This is a genomic window from Variovorax sp. Soil_C_26 (assembly GCF_057657075.1).
Genome location: NZ_JBDGJC010000005.1, coordinates 393799 through 413279 on the forward strand (window position 1 = coordinate 393799; position 19481 = coordinate 413279).

Here is a 19481-nt window from a genome sequence, read left to right on the forward strand (position 1 = left end):
ACTGGCTAGTACTATTAGAGGCGAATATAGGAGGCGCAATGCACGCTTGTCAACGAATTCCTTCTACGGGTTTGCGCGGAGGAACGGCATGGGATCTGTAAACTCCGCGCGTCGGGCGTCCGGCCCCGAACCTACCAGCGAGCTCATGACGCCGACCCTCCCAGCCATCGCGAAAAAACGCCCCCGCAACGCCGTGGCCAGCCGCGAGCGCATCCTGAAATTCGCGACCAAGGAGTTCGCGGCTCGCGGCTACGACGGCGCGCGCATCGATGCCATCGTGGCGCGCTGCAAGATCAGCAAGAACCTGGTCTATCACTACTTCGACGGCAAGGAGGCACTGTTCATCGAGGTCATGGAGCAGGCCTATGGGGCCATGCGCGTGCGACAGAACGAGCTTGCGTTGACGGGCGAAGACCCCGTGGCCGACATGCGCCAACTGGTCATGAAGACGGTGCAGCACTTCATCGACCAGCCCGACTTCCTGCACCTTCTGTCCAACGAGAACCTGCACAAGGCCACGCACATCCGCAAGTCGAAACAGATCCAGGCGATGTTCAATCCGCTGCGCATCGCGCTCGCGGAGGTGCTGCAGAAGGGCAAGGACAAGGGCGTGTTCCGCCTGGACGCAGACTGGGTCGACCTCTATGTGTCGATCTCGGGCCTGGGCTCCTACTTCATCACCAACCGCTACACGCTGTCGTTTGTGCTGGACGTGGACCTGGGCACGCCCGCGCGTGTCGAAGGGCGGCTCGCGCACGCGGCGGACATGGTGCTCAGCTATCTGTGCAACACGCATCCCGGTACGCCGGGTTCGGGAGCGTCATCGTAAGAAGAGGACCGGCTTGCGGTATGCACCTCAGCCGTCGGCTTCGACGTTCGAGTTTTTTTTTTCTTCCCCGAACCGGTCCCAGTCCTGCCCCGAGCGCAGCTTGCGTTCTTCGCGCTCGCGCGCCATCTGTGCCTCGAACTGCTGGCGACCCTCCTTGTTGGCCGCAATGAACTTGGCGCGGTCCTTGTAGTGCGGGTAGATCTCGTCGGTGAGCTGCAGGTTGCGCAGGCGAAAGCGCATGCTCGTTTCGCGCGCCTCGGCCGCGGGCCAGCCCAGCACCTCGAGCACCGAGCGCGCGCTGCGCAGCGACGATTCGAAGAGTTCGCGCTCGATGTGTTCCACGCCGCGGTCGCGCAGCTGGAACAGGTGCCCCACGTTGCGTGCCCGCGCGACGATGCCCGCCTGCGGAAAGTGCGCGCGGAACAGGTCGACGATCTCGAGCGATTGCTCCACGTCGTCGACCGCGACGACCACCGCCTTCGCGGTGCCCGCGCCCGCGGTGCGCAGCAGGTCGAGGCGGGTCGCATCGCCGTAGAACACGCGAAAGCCGAACTGGCGCAAGCCCTCGACCGTGTCGGCATCGTGGTCGAGCACCGTGACGGCAAGGCCCTGCGACATCAGCATGCGCCCGACGATCTGGCCATAGCGGCCGAAGCCGCAGATCAGCACCTTGGCATCCTGCTGCTCCGAGATTTCCTCGAGCTGCGTGGCCGGTGGCCGGCTGTAGCGCGGCAGCACCAGCTTGTCTAGCAGCACCAGCAGGAGCGGCGACAGCAGCATCGAGAGCGCCACGGCCCCGATCAGCAGCGAGGTGGTCTGGGGCGGCAGCACGTCGGGGCCGGCCGCCTGGAACACCACGAACGCGAACTCGCCGCCCTGGGCCAGCAGCAGCGTGAACACGGGGCGCTCCTGGTAGGCGATGCCCATGGCCTTAGCGAGCGCGTAGATCACGGCCAGCTTGATCGCCATGAAGCCGACCACGAGCAGCGCCATCATGCCGGGGCTTGCGATCAGCACGCCGAAATCGATCGACATGCCGACCGCGATGAAGAACAGCCCGAGCAGCAGGCCCTTGAAAGGTTCGATGTCGGTCTCGAGTTCGCGCCGGTATTCGCTTTCGGCCAGCAGCACGCCGGCCAGGAAGGCGCCGAGCGCCATCGAGAGGCCGACGAACAGCATCAGCGCGGCGATGGCCACCACCACCAGCAGCGCCGCGGCGGTGAAGATCTCGGGCGTGTTGCTGCGCGCGATCCAGCGCAGGAGCGGCCGCAACGCGAGGCGGCCGCCAAGGATGATGGCGGCGATGACGCCGACGATCTTCAGGCCCTCGAGCGTGCGGTCCAGTCCCGAGATCGCAGGCTCGGCGGCCGTGGCGCCGGCCAGCAGCGGCAGCAGCGCGAGGATGGGGATCGCAGCCACGTCCTGAAACAGCAGGATCGAGAAACCGGCCTGGCCGCTCGGCGCCTTCAGCAGGTTGCGCTCGCCGAACACCTGCAGCGCGATCGCCGTGGAGGACAGCGCAAGGCCGAGCGCCGCGACCAGCGCCACGCGCCATGGCGCGCCCACCGCAAAGCCGACGGCAAAGAGCGCCACCGCGCAGGCGAGCACCTGCGCGGTGCCCCAGCCGAAGATCGGCCGGCGCAGGTTCCACAAGCGCCTGGGTTCGAGTTCGAGGCCGACGAGGAACAGCATCAGCACCACGCCGAACTCGGCGAAATGCAGCACCTCCTCGACGCTCGAGACCAGGCCGAGCCCCCACGGGCCGATGGCGATGCCCGCGACGAGGTAGCCGATGATGGAACCGAGGCCCAGTGCCTTGGAAAGCGGCACCACGAGCACCGCGGCGCTGAGGTAGATCAGGCTGCTGGTCAGCCAGGCGGGTGCGTGTTCCATCTCAGGTCGACTCCGCGGGCCGGTCGGTCTGCGGCACCGGGCAGGCGATGCAGGCATCGAGTTCGTCCATCTCGGGCCAGTCGGGATAGCTCTGGAGGCGTTGCACGAAAACTTCCAGGTGGGCCTCGACCTCCGCCTCCAAGGCGCTGCGCGCGCCATGCAAGACCAGCGGCGGCAGGAAGCGCATGCCGCAGAGCGTGGCGGTCTGCTCGTAGGGAGGCAGGAAGGCGTCGAAGAAATAGCGGTTGTAGCTCTGCGGGTGGTAGCTGCGCTCGGGGCCGCCCGTGGTGGCGACGAGCCAGCAGTCCTTGCCCTGGAGTGCCGTGCCGCCGCGGCCGTAGGCCCAGCCGTAGCCGAGCACGTCGTCGAACCAGAGCTTCTGCAGCGGGGGCGCCGAATACCACTGGATCGGGTGCATCAGCACCACCAGGCTGGCCCGGGCGAGACGCGCCTGCTCGGCCTGCACGTCGATCGCGAGGTCGGGGTAGGTGCCGTAGAGATCGTTCACCTCCACGCCGGGCACCGAGCGCGCTGCGGCCAGCAGCCGGCGGTTGACGCGCGATTCGCGCCAGTGCGGATGGGCGGCAATCACATAGATGGCGCCGGCGGATCTTGTAGTTGTTGTTGTCATCATTTCGCGAACATAGCGCAAAGTTGCCGGCCCGCCCGGGCGCAGGGGCAGGCACTACGATGCGGGCTGTTCCAGCTCTGGAGGGCTTATCTATGCCGGTGGTTCTGGTCGCCAACCCGAAAGGTGGCGTGGGCAAATCGACACTCGCGACGAACATTGCGGGCTATTTCGCGAGCCGGGGTCATGCCGTGATGCTCGGCGACGTGGACCGCCAGCAGTCGTCGCGGCTCTGGCTCGGGCTGCGCCCGCCGCAGGCGCGGCCGATCGCCACCTGGGAAGCGTCGGGCGACAGCGCCGTGGTGCGCCCGCCGAAGGGCACCACGCATGCCGTGCTCGACACCCCCGCCGGCCTGCACGGATGGCGCTTCAAGGAGGTGCTGGCGCTGGCCGACCGCGTGATCGTGCCGTTGCAGCCCAGCATCTTCGACATCTACGCGACGCGCGACTTCATCGACCGGCTCATGGCGCAGCGCCGCGCCGAGAAGACGAAGATCGGCCTCGTGGGCATGCGCGTGAATGCCCGCACGCTCGCGGCCGACCGGCTCGGCGAATTCGTCGCGAGCCTCGGCGTGCCGGTGCTCGGCGAAGTGCGCGACACGCAGAACTATGTGCAGCTCGCCGCGCGCGGACTGACGCTGTTCGACATCGCGCCCGGGCGGGTGCAGCGCGACCTCGAGCAGTGGCAGCCGATCTGCCAGTGGCTCGAAGGCTGACGCTGTCGCGCGGCCGACACCGCCTGCATGCAGCAACCCGCTAGAGTGCCGCGCATGACCAAGAAGACATTCCAGACGCTGCAGGACCTTGCCGCCTGCGTGGGCCAGGAAGTCGCCGTGAGCGACTGGATCACCGTGACGCAGGAACAGGTGAACCAGTTCGCCGAGGCGACCGGCGACCACCAGTGGATCCACGTCGACATCGAGCGTGCCAAGAACGGGCCGTTTGGTGCGCCGATCGCCCATGGCTTTCTGACCCTGTCGCTGCTGCCGCGCTTCTTCGAGACGGCGATCGAGGTGGTCGAGTCGCGCATGGGCGTGAACTACGGGCTCAACCGGGTGCGCTTCATGTCGCCGGTGCCCGTTGGCAGGCGGCTGCGCGCGCGCATGAAGCTGCTTACGGCCGAGCCGATCGCCGATGACGGCTACCAGATGACCTGGGAAACCACGATCGAGCTCGAAGGCGCGGCCAAGCCGGCCTGCGTGGCCGAATCGGTGGCGCGCCGCTACCGTTGAAGCACGTCAGAGCATCGTGCCGGATGCCTCGCCATAGGCGGAGTGGCCGTCCGCCGTGATGCCGACCGCACCGGCGCGCACCGTTGCGCGATCGATCTTCGAGCCGGCGAGGTGATGGACGCCGGTGCTGCCATTGCTGATCTGCAGCGGGTTGCGCGCCTGTGCCTGCACTTCGGCGCGTGACAGCGTCGACTGGAACGGCGCGGGCGGCAGCGGGTTCTGCTCGCCCTGGAAGGCTTGCGCGCTGGTCGTTGCGGCGAGGGCTGCCGATGCAGCGACGAGGAGGGTGGAGAGGTTCATGGCCATGGCAAATTCCTTGAAAGAATGATTGAAGAGGTCGGGTGCAGTTGTGCCCCGTACGTGCTCTTCTATACGCAGCCGAACGCCGGTTGGATACACCACCGGCGAAAAAATGTTCAGCCGAAACCGTTCTGCCGCCAGGCTTCGAAGATCGTCACCGCCACGGCGTTCGACAGGTTCAGGCTGCGCTGCCCCTCGCGCATCGGCAGCCGCAGCCGCTGGGCTTCGCCGAAGCGCTCGCGCAGCGTGGGTGGCAACCCACTGGTTTCCGAGCCGAACACCAGCCAGTCGCCCGGCGCGAAGCGCACGTCGTGCACGGCGCGCGTGCCGCGGGTCGTGAGCGCGAACATGCGCTCGGCCGCCGGACGTTCGCTGTCGAGCAGCGCCTCCCAACTGCCGTGCCGCTTGACCTCGGCATATTCGTGGTAGTCGAGTCCGGCCCGGCGCAGCAGCCGGTCGTCCATCGAGAAACCCAGCGGCTCGACCAGGTGGAGCGCGCAGCCGGTGTTGGCCGCAAGGCGGATCACGTTGCCCGTGTTAGGGGGAATTTCGGGGTGGACCAGAACGATATGGAACATGCGCCGATTGTCGGCGCGGGCGAGGCCGCTCAATGCGGCGGGTCGGTGCGCGCGAACACGATCGCCGTTACATGCGCGGCGCCGGCCAGCCGCAGCGCCGCGGCGGCCGAGAACACCGAGGCGCCGCTCGTCATCACGTCGTCGACCAGCACCACGCGGCTGCCGCGCAGGCGTTCGGCGCCCAAGGGCTCGACGGCGAAGGCGCCCCGCAGGTTGCGCAGCCGCTCGGCGCGCGCGAGGCCGCGCTGGGGCGGCGTCTCGCGCGTGCGCAGCAGCAGCGTGGCATCGGTCTTGGCCGGGGCGAGCCGGCGCGCGAGCTCGAGCGCCTGGTTGAAGCCGCGCTCGCGTAGCCGCGCCGGCGCCACCGGCATCGGCAGCACCAGGCCGCAGCGCTCGAGCGCCGGCTCCACCCACGGCACGCTGCGCATCAGCGTGGACAGCGGGCCGGCCCAACCGGCTTCGCCGCGGAACTTGAACTGGGCAATGCACTCCGGCCAGGGCCACGCATAGGCGCAGGCGGCGAGGCAGGCATCGAGCGGCGGTGGATCGCGCAGGCATTCGCCGCAGCGCACCACGCCCGCGGGCACGGGCAAGGCGCAGGTGGCGCAGCGCGTGGTCGGCGGCGCGAAGCGGGCCACGCAGGCATCGCAGACGCGCTGCGAAGGCCAGGCGCGGCAGACCTCGCACTGGCTGGGCAGCCGTGCGAGCAGAGAGGTCAAAGGCCGGTGGCTCCAGCGGCTGAACATGGGCTCAATATACTCACGGCCCCATGGCCACCGACCCCGCAAGAAGACCGCCGACCATCGACCCCACGGCGGCTTCGCGCTGGCGCCGGACCGTGCCCGAGGCCGGATCGCCCTGGTTGCACGAAGAAGTGGGCCGCCGCATGGAAGACCGGCTGCAATGGATCAAGGCGCAGCCGCGCACCTGGGCCGACTGGGCGCCGCTGCGCGGCGGGCTCGAGGCACACGACCTGGTGGCCCGGCGCTACAGCGATGCCGCCTCCTTCGTGATCGAGCCCGAACCGGCGCTCGCCGCCGCGACCGGCCAGGCGCTCGCCGCGCCCTGGTGGAGCGCGCGCCGCTGGCAGGCTGGCGGCCGCACGCGCTTCGAGCCGCCGCCCGAGGACGGCGTCGACCTGCTCTGGGCCAACATGTCGCTGCACATGGCCGCCGACCCCGAGGCGCTCATCGCGCACTGGCATCGCCTGGTCGCCACCGACGGCTTCCTGATGTTCTCGTGTCTCGGACCCGACACGGTGCGCGAACTGCGCGCGCTGCATGCCCGGCTCGGCTGGCCGGCGGCGGGTCACGAATTCACCGACATGCACGACTGGGGCGACATGCTGGTGCATGCCGGCTTCGCGGAGCCGGTGATGGACATGGAACGCATCGTGCTGACCTGGACCACGCCCGAGGCGGCGCTGGCCGAGCTGCGCACGCTTGGGCGCAACCTGCATCCCGCGCGCTTCCCGGCACTGCGCGGCAAGGCCTGGCACGCGGCGCTGAAGCGCGCGCTGCCCGAGCTGGCACCGGCAGAAGCCGGCGGCGGTGGCATCGCGATGACCTTCGAAGTGATCTATGGCCATGCCTTCAAGCCGGCACCGCGCGTGGCGCTGTCGGCCGAGAGCGCGGTTTCCCTGCGCGAAATGCGTTCGATGCTCCAGCGCGGCCGCCCCGGGCCGTAGGCCGCGAACACGCATTTCACGAGCGGCCGCCTCTCTCGACCCGCTACAATCCGCCGTTGCGTGAAACTCGCGGGAATGGTTCCGCGAACGAGGTCTGCCGGATCCTGTGGAGACAAGGGATTGGACAGCGTCGACGCACCGATTTGCAGAACTCGCCCGTGTCGAATTCCGTGTTTCGCTTTGCCACCGTTTCAGGCCAGGGCATCCAATGGTTCCTGAAGCGCAACTGCTCGGTGACGCCGAGCCAGCTGGGCTGGCTCTATGCATCGCTGTGCGTGGTATCGCTCGGTATCGGCACGGCCTTCTGGCTGAACGGGGCGCCGTTGGTCCTGCCTTTTGCCTGGCTCGAGCTGGCGGCGGTGGGTTTCGCCTTCATGCTGTATGCACGGCACGCGACCGACGGAGAGAGGATCGCGCTGCAGGGCGGCCGGCTGGTGGTGGAGCTCGAGAACGGTGGTGACTTTGAGCGCACGGAATTCCTGCCGCATCAGGTCCGCATCGAGCCTTGGTCGGGCGATCGTTCGCTGATCGAGGTCTCGGGCCAGGGGCGGACGGTCAGGGTGGGGCGCTTTGTGCGCCCGGAGTTGCGGGCCGCATTGGCGCGCGAGATTCGCATGGCGTTGCGTGGCGCCTGAGGGTCCGCGCGGCGCTGCTGGGTTGGGTTTGTTGAAAAAATTGAAGAAACGTGAACACGATGAAGAGCATTTGGCGCAATAAGTACAGGCTGGCAAATCTGTTGCTGGCGGCCGGCGCGGCTTTCAGCGGCGCGGCGCACGCAGTCAACGATCTGCCCGGCGGCCCCTCGGTGCGCCAGCTGAACCTCCCGATCGGCGTCACCAAGATCGCGCAGGAACAGCATTTCCTCCACACGGTGATGATGATCATCTGCACGGTGATCTTCGTTGCCGTGTTCGCGGTCATGTTCTATTCGATCTGGAAGCACCGCAAGTCGGTCGGCCACAAGGCCGCGAACTTCCATGAGTCGGTGGTGGTCGAGGTCATCTGGACCATCGTGCCCTTCCTCATCGTGATCGTGATGGCGCTGCCCGCCACCAAGGTGCTGGTGGCCCAGAAGGACACCACCAATGCCGACCTCACCATCAAGACCACGGGCTACCAGTGGAAGTGGGGCTACGACTATCTCAATGGCGAGGGCGAGGGCCTGGCGTTCATCTCCACGCTCGACAGCTCGCACCGCGCGATGTCCGACGCTGGCGCCAAGGGCGACGTGCCTGTCGACTACCTCTTCAAGGTCGACAACCCGCTCGTCGTGCCGGTGGACAAGAAGGTCCGCATCATCACCACGGCCAACGACGTGATCCACGCGTTCGCGGTGCCCCAACTCGGCATCAAGCAGGACGCAATCCCCGGCTTCGTGCGCGACACCTGGTTCCGTGCCGAGACTGTGGGCGACTACTATGGCCAGTGCCAGGAACTCTGCGGCAAGGAACACGCCTACATGCCGATCCACGTGAAGGTGGTCTCGGCGGCCGACTACACGGCCTGGGTCGACACCAAGCGCAAGGAAGCCGCGGCCAAGCTCGACGATCCGAGCAAGGTCTGGGCGCTGCCCGAAATGATGGTGCGCGGCGAGAAGGTCTATGCGGCCAACTGCGCAGCCTGCCACCAGGCCAACGGCAAGGGCGCCGGTCCGATCAAGGCGCTGGACGCCAGCCCGAAGGTGATCGACGCCGACCACAAGGTCCAGCTGCTGGTGCTGCTCAACGGCCAGAACAACGGCGCTATGCCGGCCTGGAAGCAGTTGAGCGACACCGACCTCGCGGCGGTCGCCACGTACACCAAGAACAGCTGGTCGAACAAGACCGGCCAGATCGTGCAGCCGGCCGAAGTTCTGGCCCTGCGCGGCAAGTGATCGCGAAGATCGAGCCACAGCGCACCGCGACGAAGAAATTGCAAGGAACAATGAAATGAGTGCAGTCCTCGACCCCCACGGTCACGTTCAAGACGGCCACGCACACGACGAGCATCACGAAGCGCCGACCGGCTGGCGCCGCTGGGTGTTCGCCACCAACCACAAGGACATCGGCACGCTCTACCTGCTGTTCAGCTTCACGATGCTGATGGTGGGCGGCGTGCTCGCGCTGCTGATCCGCGCCGAGCTGTTCCAGCCCGGCCTGCAGGTGGTGAACCCCGAACTCTTCAACCAGTTCACCACGATGCACGGCCTGATCATGGTGTTCGGCGCCATCATGCCGGCCTTCGTGGGCTTCGCGAACTGGATGATCCCGCTGCAGATCGGCGCGTCGGACATGGCGTTCGCGCGCATGAACAACTTCAGCTTCTGGCTGCTGATCCCGGCGGCCATCATGCTCGTGGGTTCGTTCTTCATGCCCGGCGGCGCGCCCGCCGCGGGCTGGACGCTCTACGCGCCGCTCACGCTGCAGATGGGCCCCTCGATGGACGCCGGCATCTTCGCGATGCACATCATGGGCGCCTCGTCGATCATGGGCTCGATCAACATCATCGTCACCATCCTGAACATGCGCGCCCCGGGCATGACGCTGATGAAGATGCCGATGTTCTGCTGGACCTGGCTCATCACCGCCTACCTGCTGATCGCGGTGATGCCCGTGCTCGCCGGCGCCATCACCATGACGCTGACCGATCGCCACTTCGGCACCAGCTTCTTCAACCCCGCCGGCGGCGGCGACCCGGTGATGTACCAGCACATCTTCTGGTTCTTCGGCCACCCCGAGGTCTACATCATGATCTTGCCGGCCTTCGGCATCATCAGCCAGATCGTGCCGGCCTTCGCGCGCAAGAAGCTCTTCGGCTACGCCTCGATGGTGTACGCCACCTCGTCGATCGCGATCCTGTCGTTCATCGTCTGGGCGCACCACATGTTCACCACCGGCATGCCGGTCACGGGCCAGCTGTTCTTCATGTACGCGACCATGCTGATCGCGGTGCCGACGGCGGTGAAGATCTTCAACTGGATCGCCACCATGTGGCAGGGCTCGATGACCTTCGAGACCCCGATGCTGTTCGCCGTGGGCTTCATCTTCGTGTTCACGATGGGCGGCTTCACGGGCCTGATCCTCGCCGTGGCGCCGATCGACATCCAGCTGCAGGACACCTACTACGTGGTGGCCCACTTCCACTACGTGCTGGTGGCCGGCTCGCTGTACGCCATGTTCGCGGGCTACTACTACTGGGCGCCCAAGTGGACCGGCGTGATGTACAGCGAGACGCGCGGCAAGATCCACTTCTGGTGGTCGCTGATCTCGTTCAACATCACCTTCTTCCCGATGCACTTCCTGGGCCTGGCGGGCATGCCGCGCCGCTATGCCGACTACCCGATGCAGTTCGCCGACTTCAACGCGGTGGCTTCGGTCGGTGCCTTCGGGTTCGGCCTCGCACAGGTGTACTTCTTCCTGTTCATCGTGCTGCCGAACATGCTCGGCAAGGGCGAGCCGGCTCCCCAGAAGCCCTGGGAAGCCGCTGAAGGCCTCGAGTGGGAAGTGCCGTCGCCGGCGCCCTTCCACACCTTCGAGAATCCGCCCAAGCTCGATCCGACCGCCACCAAGGTGATCGGCTGAACCTTCCCAGGCCCGCGGCCCGCACGACGACGACCATGACCACGCCAGAGCAGAAAAGAAACAACCGACGCATGGGGCTTACGCTGGCCTCCATCGCGCTGATTTTCTTCGTCGGCTTCATGGTCCGCATGATCTGGTTCGGCGCCCGCTGAGCACGACCCACGGAGCCACCACAGCATGAGCCTCGGTCAACGCATCCGGCGCGCCAACGTCCGCATGGTCGGCAAGCTGGCCGTGGTGGCCTGCGGCATGTTCGCGTTCGGCTACGGACTGGTGCCGCTCTACCGTGCGATCTGCGAAATGACCGGCATCAACATCCTCGCGCTCAACGAACTCGAGGTGCCGGGCGGCGCGAGCGGCGGCAAGAACGTGCGTGTGCCCGACAACTCGCAGGTCGACACCAGCCGCACCATCACGGTCGAGTTCGACTCCAACGTGCGCGGCGGCCTCTGGGAGTTCAAGCCCGCCGAGCGGACGATGCAGGTGCACCCCGGCCAGCTCAACACCGTGATGTACGAGTTCCAGAACGTGCAGAACCGACGCATGGCCGCGCAGGCGATCCCGAGCTATGCGCCGCAGCAGGCCGCGCCGCACTTCAACAAGCTCGAGTGTTTCTGCTTCACCCAGTACACGCTCGATCCGGGCGAGAAGAAGCAATGGCCCGTCGCCTTCGTCATCGACCCCAAGATCTCGAAGGACGTGAAGACCATCACGCTGTCGTACACCTTCTTCGAGGTCGGCGGACGCACGCCCGCGGCGCCCGTGGCCACCGTTTCGAGCCCTGCGAATGAGCCCCGCTCGTGACCGCTCCGGAAACACCGTCGCGCAAGGGCACGCTGTGGGGCACGGTCAAGGCCGTGTGCTGGTCGTTCTTCGGTGTGCGCAAGAAAAGCGCCTACCAGGACGATCTGGCCAAGCTGAATCCGCTGCACATCATCGCCGTGGCATTTGTCATGGTCATCCTTTTCATCGTCGGCCTTGTGCTGCTGGTGCGCTTCGCGGTGGCGCCCTGAGCATGAGCCGCTGTATCCAGTCCCCATCGAGTCGAGAGAAGAAAGAAAGCCAGGAGCTGATATGAGTTCATCCACCCACGGCACCACGCCTTACTACTTCGTGCCCGGGCCATCGGCCTATCCGGTGCTGTCCGCGATCGGCCTGTTCTTCGTCATCCTCGGCGCAGGGCAATGGATCAACGGGCACCAGTGGGGCGCATGGTCGCTCCTGCTCGGCATGGTGATCTGGCTCGGCACGCTGTTCACCTGGTTCCGGGCCGCCGTCGGCGAGAGCGAAAGCGGCCAGTACGGCCACAAGATCGATCTGTCGTACCGCTGGAGCATGAGCTGGTTCATCTTCTCGGAGGTGATGTTCTTCGGCGCGTTCTTCACGGCGCTCTGGTGGGCCCGCACGCACGCGCTGCCGACGCTCGGCAGCCTCGACAACGCACTGCTCTGGCCCGACTTCAAGGCCGTCTGGCCCAGCGTCGCCGCAGGCGTGACCGGTTCGCCGGCCGACATCGTCGAGCCGTTCCAGACCGTCGGTCCGTTCTGGCTGCCCACGATCAACACCGCGCTGCTGCTGAGCTCGGGCGTCACGCTCACCATCGCCCACCACGCACTGCGCGTCGGCCACCGGGCGCAGACGATTCGCTTCATGTGGCTCACCGTGCTGCTCGGCGTGGTCTTCCTGGGCGTGCAGGGCTACGAGTACTACCACCTGTACACCGACCTGAACCTCAAGCTCAGTTCCGGCGCCTACGGCTCGACCTTCTTCATGCTGACCGGCTTCCACGGCCTGCACGTGTTCATCGGCATGCTGATGCTGCTGTTCATCACGCTGCGCCTGCAGAAGGGCCACTTCACGCCCGATCGGCACTTCGGTTTCGAGGGGGCGGCCTGGTACTGGCACTTCGTGGACGTGGTCTGGCTTGGCCTCTACGTGTTGGTCTACTGGCTTTGACCGAACCTCGCGGCATGCAACAACAAAAAAGGCGCCGTAAGGCGCCTTTTTCATGGTTCTCGTGGAACGAGCACCATCTACTTGCCGACCGGGAGCCCGGTGGGCTGGATGTAGCCGAATTTCCAGGCCAGCAGCATGCAGAGGAACAAAATCACCGAGAGGCCTATCCGAAAGGTGAGCGCGCGCGCCATGCCGCCGGTCTTGGCGCGCCCGTTGCGCCCGTCTTTCAGCATGTAGAAGAGCGCGAAGGCCAGACTCGCGAAGATGCCCACGAAAGCAAGGGCGATGAAATATTTCATGAACCCGATTATCGGCCGCATGCCTCATCCGCTCCAGTGACGCCCGAACCCCTTCGCGCCGGTACGCGGCCCCGCCAGGGCCGCTTCCTGGTGGTGACGTTCGCCGCGGTGCTGACCGTCTGCACCGCGGTCTCGCTGGGCCGCTGGCAGCTCTCGCGCGCCGCGCAGAAAGAGACGCTGCAGGCCGAGATCGACGCCCAGAAGCAGAAGCCGCCGCTCGAACAGGCCGGCTTCCTTGAACTGGCGTCGCCCGTCAACGAGCTGCACCGACCGGTGCGGCTGCGCGGCCTGTGGCTGACGCCGCATACGGTGTACCTCGACAACCGTCAGATGCACGGGGTGCCTGGCTTCTACGTGCTGACCCCGTTCGCGCTGGAAGGCAGCGAACAGACCGTGATGGTGCAGCGCGGCTGGGTGCAGCGCAACTTCAATGACCGCACGCAGCTCGGCGCGGTCGAGACGCCGCCCGGCATCGTCGAAGTCACCGGCCTGATCGAGCCCCCGCCCGGCCACCTTTTCGAATTCGCCAGCAAGCCGGCCACCGCCGCCTCGGCACCGGATGCCGCGGGGTCTTCGCCCATCCGGCAGAATCTCGACCTGGAAGCGTATCGCGCCGAAACCAAGCTGCCGCTGCGCACCGACGTGTCGCTGCAGCAGATCGGCCCCGCCTCCGAGGGGTTGCAGCGCGACTGGCCGGCACCCGCTCTGGGTCTGGAGAAGCACTACGGCTATGCATTCCAGTGGTTCGGGCTCTCCGCCCTCGTCGTCATCCTCTATGTCTGGTTCCAAATCATTGCCCCCTTCCGCCGCTCCAGGCGCCGCACACGCGATGCAGCAGACCGCTTCTGACGAACCATTGGGCCTGACGGTGCATTCGATGCCCTCGCCCAACCAGGCGCTCGACGCCGCCGAAGGCCGCCGCACGGTCGTCGGGCGCTGGAAGATGATCGCCGTGATGCTGATGTGCGCGGCGCCCGTCATCGCGTCCTACTTCACCTACTACGTGATCCGCCCCGACGGGCGCAGCGTGTATGGCGAGCTGATCGATCCGCAGCGCACGCTGCCGACCTTCGGCGCCACCGACCGCAACGGCGCACCCGTCGACCTGGCCACGCTCAAGGGCCAGTGGCTGCTGGTCGCGGTGGCCGACGCAGCCTGCAACGCGCTCTGCGAGCAGCATCTCTACCTGCAGCGCCAACTGCGCGAAAGCCTCGGCCGCGAGAAAGACCGGCTCGACCGCGTCTGGCTCGTGAGCGACGCGGCGCCCATTCCCGAGCGCCTCGATAACGGTCTGCACGGCGCCACGGTGCTGCGCGTGCCGGCCGCCGAGCTGGCCGGCTGGCTGGCGCCCGTGCCCGGCCATGCGCTCGCCGAACACCTGTACGTGGTCGACCCGATGGGCAACTGGATGATGCGTTTTCCGGCTGGCATGGATGCCAAGGGCGCGAGCCGGGCCAAACGCGACCTCGATCGCCTGCTGCGCGCTTCTTCCTCGTGGGACGAGGCAGGACGCTGACACCGCATGGACACCGCCAGCTCGCTCTACGACCTCACGCCCATCGTCTGGCTGATGGCGGCCGGCGTGCTGATTGCGCTCGGGCCGCTGATGTGGGTCTGGCGGCGCAACGCAGGCGCCGGACCGGCGCGCCGGCTGCATGCGCTCACGGTGCTCACGCTGTTTCTTACCTTCGACCTGACGCTCTTCGGTGCCTTCACCCGGCTCACCGACTCGGGGCTGGGCTGCCCCGACTGGCCCGGCTGCTACGGCAACGCGAGCCCGGTCGGCGCGCGCCATGAGATCGCCATGGCCCAGTCGGCCCAGCCGAGCGGCCCGGTGACGCACGGCAAGGCCTGGATCGAGATGACTCACCGCTATCTCGCCACCGGCGTCGGCGTGCTCATCCTCGCGCTCGCGGGCGCCACCTGGGTGGTGCGGCGGCGCCAGCGGCGCGAACCCCGGGCGCCGGCAGCGGGCGAGCATGCGACGCTGAGCGCCTGGTGGCCGGCGGCGACGCTGGTCTGGGTCTGCCTGCAGGGCGCCTTCGGCGCGCTGACCGTGACCTGGCGGCTCTTCCCCGCGATCGTTACGCTGCACCTGCTGGGCGCCGTGGTGCTGCTGGTGCTGCTGTGCATCCAGGCCGTGCGCTACCGGCAGGCCGCCGCGGACCGCCTGCCCACCGTGGTGTCGCCCGCACTTCGCATCGGCCTTTTCGTCACGTCCGCGTTGCTCCTGCTGCAGATCGCGCTCGGCGGATGGGTCAGCACCAACTACGCCGTGCTCGCCTGCACGCAGTTCCCGACCTGCCAGGGCAGCTGGTGGCCGCCGATGAACTTCGCCCAGGGCTTCGAGATCTGGCGCCACCTCGGCGTGACCGGCGATGGCGCACCGCTCGATTTCTCGGCGCTCACCGCCATCCACTACGCGCACCGGCTGATGGCCTATGCAGTCTTCGCCGCGCTCGGCGTACTGGCCTGGCGGCTGCACGCCATTGCTGCGCTGCGGCCGCAGGCGCGCTGGCTCGCGGCACTCGCGCTGCTGCAACTGGCCACCGGTCTTGGCAACGTGCTGCTCGGCTGGCCGCTCGCCGCCGCCGTGCTGCACACGGGCGGTGCTGCCGCGCTGGCCGTGGTGCTGACATGGGCGCTCTGCGAGAGCCGGCGCGCATCGGCGGCCGCATCCGTGGCGCTCGCTTCGCACAACGAAAACAACAACAACCCCAGGGAGGCAGCAGCGTGAGCACGCCGATTTCCGTGCAGCAGACCAGCACCGCCAACGTGCTGCGCCAGTTCTATGCATTGACCAAGCCGCGCGTCGTGCAGCTGATCGTTTTTTGCGCGCTCATCGGCATGGTGCTGGCAGTGCCCGGCCTGCCGAGCTGGGCCGAGGTGAAGCGTGCGGCGCTCGCCTGCATCGGCATCTGGCTCGTCGCGGGCGCCGCCGCGGCGTTCAATTGCCTGGTCGAGAAGGGCATCGACGCCAAGATGAAGCGAACCGCCTGGCGCCCCACGGCGCGCGGGCAGCTGAGCGACCTGCAGGCGCTCGTCTTCTCCGGGCTGCTGTGCGCGGCCGGCTCGGTGCTGCTGTGGTTCCAGGTCAATCCGCTCACCATGTGGCTGACCTTCGCCACCTTCGTCGGCTACGCGGTGATCTACACCGTGATCCTGAAGCCGCTGACGCCGCAGAACATCGTGATCGGCGGCGCCTCGGGCGCGATGCCGCCGGTGCTGGGCTGGGCCGCCATGACCGGCGACGTCGGCCCCGAGGCGCTGATCCTGTTCCTCATCATCTTCCTGTGGACGCCGCCGCATTTCTGGGCGCTGGCGCTCTACCGCGTCGAGGACTACCGCAAGGCCGGCCTGCCGATGCTGCCGGTGACGCACGGCAACGAATTCACGCGCCTGCAGGTGCTGCTGTACACCTTCATCCTGTTCGCGGCCTGCCTGATGCCTTTCATCTACGGCATGAGCGGCTGGCTCTACCTCGCCGTGGCGGTCATCGTGAGCTTCGGCTTCACCGGCTACGCCTTCGCGCTGTGGCGCAACTATTCCGACGCCCTGGCGCGCAAGACCTTCCGCTTCTCGCTGATCCACCTGAGCGTGCTGTTCGCGGCATTGCTCGTCGACCACTACCTGCGCTGACCGCGCGCACCTGCCAATGAACAAGCGAAACCTTCTCCGATGGATGGCCGGCAGTGCCGCATGGGCCGGCATGGCCGCCACCCTGGGCCTGGGGCTCTCGGCCTGCAGCAAGGAAGCCGCCGCGCCGAGCTTCAAGGCGATCGACCTCACGGGCGCCGACTACGCGCGCGATTTCTCGCTCAAGGACACCGAAGGCAAGGTCCGCACCCTGGCCGACTTCAAGGGCAAGGTCGTGGTGCTGTTCTTCGGCTATGTGCAGTGCCCCGACGTCTGCCCGACCACCATGACGGAGATGGCGCAGGTCAAGCAGCAGCTCGGCAGCGACGGCGACAAGCTGCAGGTGGTGTTCGTCACGGTCGATCCCGCGCGCGACACGCCCGAGGTGCTCAAGGCCTACATGGGCGCCTTCGACCCGAGCTTCGTGGCGCTCATCCCCACGCCCGAGGAACTCGCCGCGACCGCGAAGGACTTCAAGGTCTACTTCAAGAAGGTCGAGGGCAAGACGCCCACCAGCTATTCGATGGACCATTCGGCGGCCAGCTTCGTCTACGACACCGAAGGCCGGCTGCGGCTTTACGCCCGCTACGGCACGGGCGTCGAGCCCATGGTGTCCGACGTCAAGGCGCTGCTCGCCGGCTGAGTGCGCCGATCTCGCCGCCAATGGACGTCTCGCCGGCCTCGGTCGAGCACCTGAAGTCGCGCAAGGGCGCATTCCGCATCGCGCTCATTCCGCCCGAGGTGTTGCACGCGCTCAACGACGGCCTGCTCGAAACCGTCAACCTCAATGAATTCCTGGCGCTGGAATTGCCCAGGCTGGCGCGTAGCGTGGCGGGCCACATCGGCCTCGATGCGGAAAGCGAGCGGTTGCTCGACACGCTCGCCATGCTCGCGGCATTCAAGCCGATGCAGCGGCACGGCCACATCGCCCGTGCGCTCTACGACCTTGCGGCGATGCACGCCGAGCGCGATGCGGTCGCCCATCGGCTTGCCACGCATGCGAGCGACGCCGCCCGGTGCTGGGCGGCGCAATGGATCACCCTGTCGGATTTGCCGCTCGCGGCCCAGCTGCATGCCGCGCGGCGGTTTGCCTCCGATTCGCATTTCGGCGTGCGCGAGATCGCCTGGATGGCCGTGCGCGAGGCCGTCATCGGCGCGCTCGATGAATCGCTGGCACTGCTGCAACCCTGGACGGCCGATGCCGATCCGAACATCCGGCGCTTCGCAAGTGAACTCACGCGGCCGCGTGGCGTGTGGTGCGCGCAGATCGAGGCGCTCAAGGCCGAACCCTGGCGTGCGCTGCCGCTGATCGAGGCACTGCGTGCCGACAGCAGCCGCTACGTGCAGAACTCGGTCGCCAACTGGCTCAACGATGCGAGCAAGACCCAGCCCGAATGGGTCGACCGGCTTGGCGCGCGCTGGCTGCAGGAATCCGACACGCCGGCCACGCGCTACATCGTTCGCCGCGCCTTGCGTTCGCTCGCCAAGGCGGCGTGAACAAAGAAAAAGCCCGGCACGCAGCCGGGCTTCGAGGCGAAGGAAGGCCGACGCTTACGCGTAGTCGGCCAGCGCCTTCTTCATCTTCTTCATGGCCGCCACTTCGATCTGGCGGATGCGCTCGGCGCTCACGCCGTACACGGCCGCCAGGTCGTGCAGCGTCATGCCGCCCGAACCGTCGTCGTTGACCTTGAGCCAACGCTCTTCCACGATGCGGCGGCTGCGGTCGTCCAGCGCTTCGAGCGCAGTGGCGATACCGTCGGTCGAGAGCCGATCGCGCTGCTGCGATTCGAGCAGCGCGGTGGGCTCCTGCGAGGCGTCGGCCAGATAGGCGATCGGGCCGAAGGCTTCGTCGCCGTCGTCCGACGGACCCGGGTCGAGCAGCACATCGCCGCCCGACAGGCGGGTTTCCATCTCGAGCACTTCTTCGGGCTTGACGTTGAGCCGGCTCGCCATCTGCGAGACCTCGTCGGGGCTCAGCGTCTCGCGGTGCGTGCCGTTGTCGGCCGCAGCCGAATCGGCCTTGAAACTCTGTTTCATCGAGCGCAGGTTGAAGAACAGTTTGCGCTGGGCCTTGGTCGTTGCGACCTTGACCATGCGCCAGTTCTTCAGGATGTACTCGTGAATCTCGGCCTTGATCCAGTGCATGGCATAGCTCACGAGCCGCACGCCCTGGTCGGGGTCGAAGCGCTTCACGGCCTTCATCAGGCCGACGTTGCCCTCCTGGATCAGGTCGCCGTGCGGCAGGCCGTAACCCAGGTATTGGCGCGAGATGGACACGACGAGGCGCAGGTGCGAGAGGATTAGCGCACCGGCCGCTTCGAGGTCGTTGTGGTCGCGCAGCCGGCGTGCGAAGCCCTGCTCTTCTTCGAGCGTGAGCATCGGCAGCCGGTTGGCGGTCGAAATGTAGGCATCCAGGTTGCCCAGCGGAGGCACCATCGACCATGGGTTGGCGACGGCGAGCTGGTTGGCAGAGGCTCCAGACAGCGTGGTCATCAGGGGAAACTCCTTTGTATTGGGCATATTAGCACTCGGTTAGAGGGAGTGCTAAGGGAAGGGTTCCCCTCCAGTCTCTATCGCCGCGATAGTCAAAAGCTGCTGTTGTCGATCGTCTCGAGTTTGGAACTAACTTCACTCAGTTCTGGATCGTAGTTCTATCTATAGATCAATGAGTTACGTCATTTTTCGGGGATTTCAGTCGCTGCTGAATACCGCTTTTCGGCGTTTCTTGGCTTCACAGACTTTGAGCCCTCTTGATCTGAGTGGTTCACTACTACTCGACGATCGCCCACCGCGCTCGATCACACTGGTGAATCGCCCCGGCTTTCATGGAGGCCGGTTGGTTTAAGTCATGCCGCCGTCTTGAAGGGCTGACTAGCGAGTTGC

24 protein-coding genes are annotated in these 19481 nt (G+C 66.7%); 17 read left to right on the forward strand and 7 right to left on the reverse strand.

Translation table 11 applies throughout. The annotated features are described in order from the left end of the window. Positions 1 to 145: 145 nt before the first annotated feature. Positions 146 to 829 carry a TetR/AcrR family transcriptional regulator gene (locus tag AC3A6G_RS17605; protein ID WP_487862807.1) on the forward strand — a complete coding sequence of 228 codons (684 nt, stop codon included), beginning with the start codon at positions 146 to 148 and terminating at the stop codon, positions 827 to 829. Between the two features lie 27 nt (positions 830 to 856). Here AC3A6G_RS17605 and kefC read toward each other — a convergent pair whose 3' ends face one another. Beyond that, on the reverse strand, positions 857 to 2722 hold the full coding sequence (kefC, locus tag AC3A6G_RS17610; RefSeq protein WP_487874196.1) for a glutathione-regulated potassium-efflux system protein KefC: 1866 nt from the start codon (positions 2720 to 2722) through the stop codon (positions 857 to 859). A gap of 1 nt (position 2723) precedes the next feature. Further along, entirely contained in the window at positions 2724 to 3353 is a 630-nt protein-coding gene (kefF, locus tag AC3A6G_RS17615; protein ID WP_487862809.1) for a glutathione-regulated potassium-efflux system oxidoreductase KefF, read from the reverse strand. 92 nt (positions 3354 to 3445) lie between these two features. On the opposite strand from kefF, the gene AC3A6G_RS17620 reads away from it, so the two are divergent. Both AC3A6G_RS17620 and AC3A6G_RS17625 read left to right on the forward strand, forming a co-directional pair. Next, entirely contained in the window at positions 3446 to 4066 is a 621-nt protein-coding gene (locus tag AC3A6G_RS17620; RefSeq protein WP_487862810.1) for a nucleotide-binding protein, read from the forward strand. Positions 4067 to 4120: 54 nt separating this feature from the next. After that, the gene (locus tag AC3A6G_RS17625) at positions 4121 to 4582 is read left to right on the forward strand and encodes a MaoC family dehydratase (protein ID WP_487865183.1); all 462 of its coding nucleotides are present in this window, start codon (positions 4121 to 4123) and stop codon (positions 4580 to 4582) included. Between the two features lie 6 nt (positions 4583 to 4588). On the opposite strand, the gene AC3A6G_RS17630 is transcribed toward AC3A6G_RS17625, so the two are convergent. From AC3A6G_RS17630 to AC3A6G_RS17640, 3 genes are all read right to left on the reverse strand, one after another. Then, a complete protein-coding gene (locus AC3A6G_RS17630; RefSeq protein ID WP_487862812.1) occupies positions 4589 to 4888 on the reverse strand; it encodes a DUF4148 domain-containing protein in 300 nt (99 codons plus the stop codon). 110 nt (positions 4889 to 4998) lie between these two features. After that, entirely contained in the window at positions 4999 to 5460 is a 462-nt protein-coding gene (trmL, locus tag AC3A6G_RS17635; protein WP_487865184.1) for a tRNA (uridine(34)/cytosine(34)/5-carboxymethylaminomethyluridine(34)-2'-O)-methyltransferase TrmL, read from the reverse strand. Positions 5461 to 5489: 29 nt separating this feature from the next. Beyond that, positions 5490 to 6206 carry a ComF family protein gene (locus AC3A6G_RS17640; protein ID WP_487874197.1) on the reverse strand — a complete coding sequence of 239 codons (717 nt, stop codon included), beginning with the start codon at positions 6204 to 6206 and terminating at the stop codon, positions 5490 to 5492. 23 nt (positions 6207 to 6229) lie between these two features. On the opposite strand from AC3A6G_RS17640, the gene AC3A6G_RS17645 reads away from it, so the two are divergent. From AC3A6G_RS17645 to AC3A6G_RS17680, 8 genes are all read left to right on the forward strand, one after another. Next, positions 6230 to 7147: a class I SAM-dependent methyltransferase gene (locus tag AC3A6G_RS17645; RefSeq protein WP_487865186.1), complete on the forward strand. Its 918-nt coding sequence runs from the start codon at positions 6230 to 6232 to the stop codon at positions 7145 to 7147. Between the two features lie 158 nt (positions 7148 to 7305). Further along, positions 7306 to 7782: a DUF2244 domain-containing protein gene (locus AC3A6G_RS17650; RefSeq protein ID WP_487862816.1), complete on the forward strand. Its 477-nt coding sequence runs from the start codon at positions 7306 to 7308 to the stop codon at positions 7780 to 7782. A 59-nt stretch (positions 7783 to 7841) separates the two neighbouring features. Further along, complete coding sequence (gene coxB / locus AC3A6G_RS17655) at positions 7842 to 9020, forward strand: cytochrome c oxidase subunit II (RefSeq protein ID WP_487874198.1); 1179 nt, start codon at positions 7842 to 7844, stop codon at positions 9018 to 9020. Between the two features lie 55 nt (positions 9021 to 9075). After that, positions 9076 to 10707, forward strand: coding sequence for a cytochrome c oxidase subunit I (gene ctaD / locus AC3A6G_RS17660; protein ID WP_487862818.1), 1632 nt, complete (start codon positions 9076 to 9078; stop codon positions 10705 to 10707). Between the two features lie 35 nt (positions 10708 to 10742). Then, positions 10743 to 10859: a cytochrome oxidase small assembly protein gene (locus tag AC3A6G_RS17665; protein ID WP_487862819.1), complete on the forward strand. Its 117-nt coding sequence runs from the start codon at positions 10743 to 10745 to the stop codon at positions 10857 to 10859. 25 nt (positions 10860 to 10884) lie between these two features. Continuing rightward, positions 10885 to 11511 (forward strand): cytochrome c oxidase assembly protein, encoded by a 627-nt coding sequence (locus tag AC3A6G_RS17670; RefSeq protein WP_487862820.1) that lies wholly within the window; start codon positions 10885 to 10887, stop codon positions 11509 to 11511. Next, positions 11508 to 11720, forward strand: a complete 213-nt coding sequence (locus tag AC3A6G_RS17675; protein WP_487862821.1) for a DUF2970 domain-containing protein — start codon at positions 11508 to 11510, stop codon at positions 11718 to 11720. Before AC3A6G_RS17670 ends, AC3A6G_RS17675 begins: the two co-directional genes overlap by 4 nt. A gap of 61 nt (positions 11721 to 11781) precedes the next feature. After that, positions 11782 to 12663: a cytochrome c oxidase subunit 3 gene (locus AC3A6G_RS17680; protein ID WP_487862822.1), complete on the forward strand. Its 882-nt coding sequence runs from the start codon at positions 11782 to 11784 to the stop codon at positions 12661 to 12663. Positions 12664 to 12740: 77 nt separating this feature from the next. Here AC3A6G_RS17680 and AC3A6G_RS17685 read toward each other — a convergent pair whose 3' ends face one another. Then, positions 12741 to 12962: a twin transmembrane helix small protein gene (locus AC3A6G_RS17685; RefSeq protein WP_487862823.1), complete on the reverse strand. Its 222-nt coding sequence runs from the start codon at positions 12960 to 12962 to the stop codon at positions 12741 to 12743. A gap of 36 nt (positions 12963 to 12998) precedes the next feature. Here AC3A6G_RS17685 and AC3A6G_RS17690 point away from each other — a divergent pair, with 36 nt between their 5' ends. From AC3A6G_RS17690 to AC3A6G_RS17715, 6 genes are read left to right on the forward strand one after another with little or no spacing between them, the layout of a single operon-like run. Then, a complete protein-coding gene (locus AC3A6G_RS17690; protein WP_487874199.1) occupies positions 12999 to 13811 on the forward strand; it encodes an SURF1 family protein in 813 nt (270 codons plus the stop codon). Further along, positions 13792 to 14478, forward strand: a complete 687-nt coding sequence (locus AC3A6G_RS17695; RefSeq protein WP_487862825.1) for an SCO family protein — start codon at positions 13792 to 13794, stop codon at positions 14476 to 14478. Before AC3A6G_RS17690 ends, AC3A6G_RS17695 begins: the two co-directional genes overlap by 20 nt. 6 nt (positions 14479 to 14484) lie before the next feature. After that, the gene (locus AC3A6G_RS17700) at positions 14485 to 15699 is read left to right on the forward strand and encodes a COX15/CtaA family protein (RefSeq protein ID WP_487874200.1); all 1215 of its coding nucleotides are present in this window, start codon (positions 14485 to 14487) and stop codon (positions 15697 to 15699) included. Beyond that, positions 15696 to 16601 carry a heme o synthase gene (gene cyoE, locus AC3A6G_RS17705; RefSeq protein WP_487862827.1) on the forward strand — a complete coding sequence of 302 codons (906 nt, stop codon included), beginning with the start codon at positions 15696 to 15698 and terminating at the stop codon, positions 16599 to 16601. The genes AC3A6G_RS17700 and cyoE overlap by 4 nt, the downstream gene beginning before the upstream one ends. A 16-nt stretch (positions 16602 to 16617) precedes the next feature. Then, entirely contained in the window at positions 16618 to 17241 is a 624-nt protein-coding gene (locus AC3A6G_RS17710; RefSeq protein ID WP_487862828.1) for an SCO family protein, read from the forward strand. 20 nt (positions 17242 to 17261) lie between these two features. After that, a complete protein-coding gene (locus AC3A6G_RS17715) occupies positions 17262 to 18095 on the forward strand; it encodes a DNA alkylation repair protein (RefSeq protein WP_487874201.1) in 834 nt (277 codons plus the stop codon). 54 nt (positions 18096 to 18149) lie between these two features. Here the strand turns inward: AC3A6G_RS17715 and rpoH are convergent, their stop codons facing one another. Then, on the reverse strand, positions 18150 to 19091 hold the full coding sequence (gene rpoH / locus AC3A6G_RS17720; protein WP_487862830.1) for an RNA polymerase sigma factor RpoH: 942 nt from the start codon (positions 19089 to 19091) through the stop codon (positions 18150 to 18152). Positions 19092 to 19481: the final 390 nt, after the last annotated feature.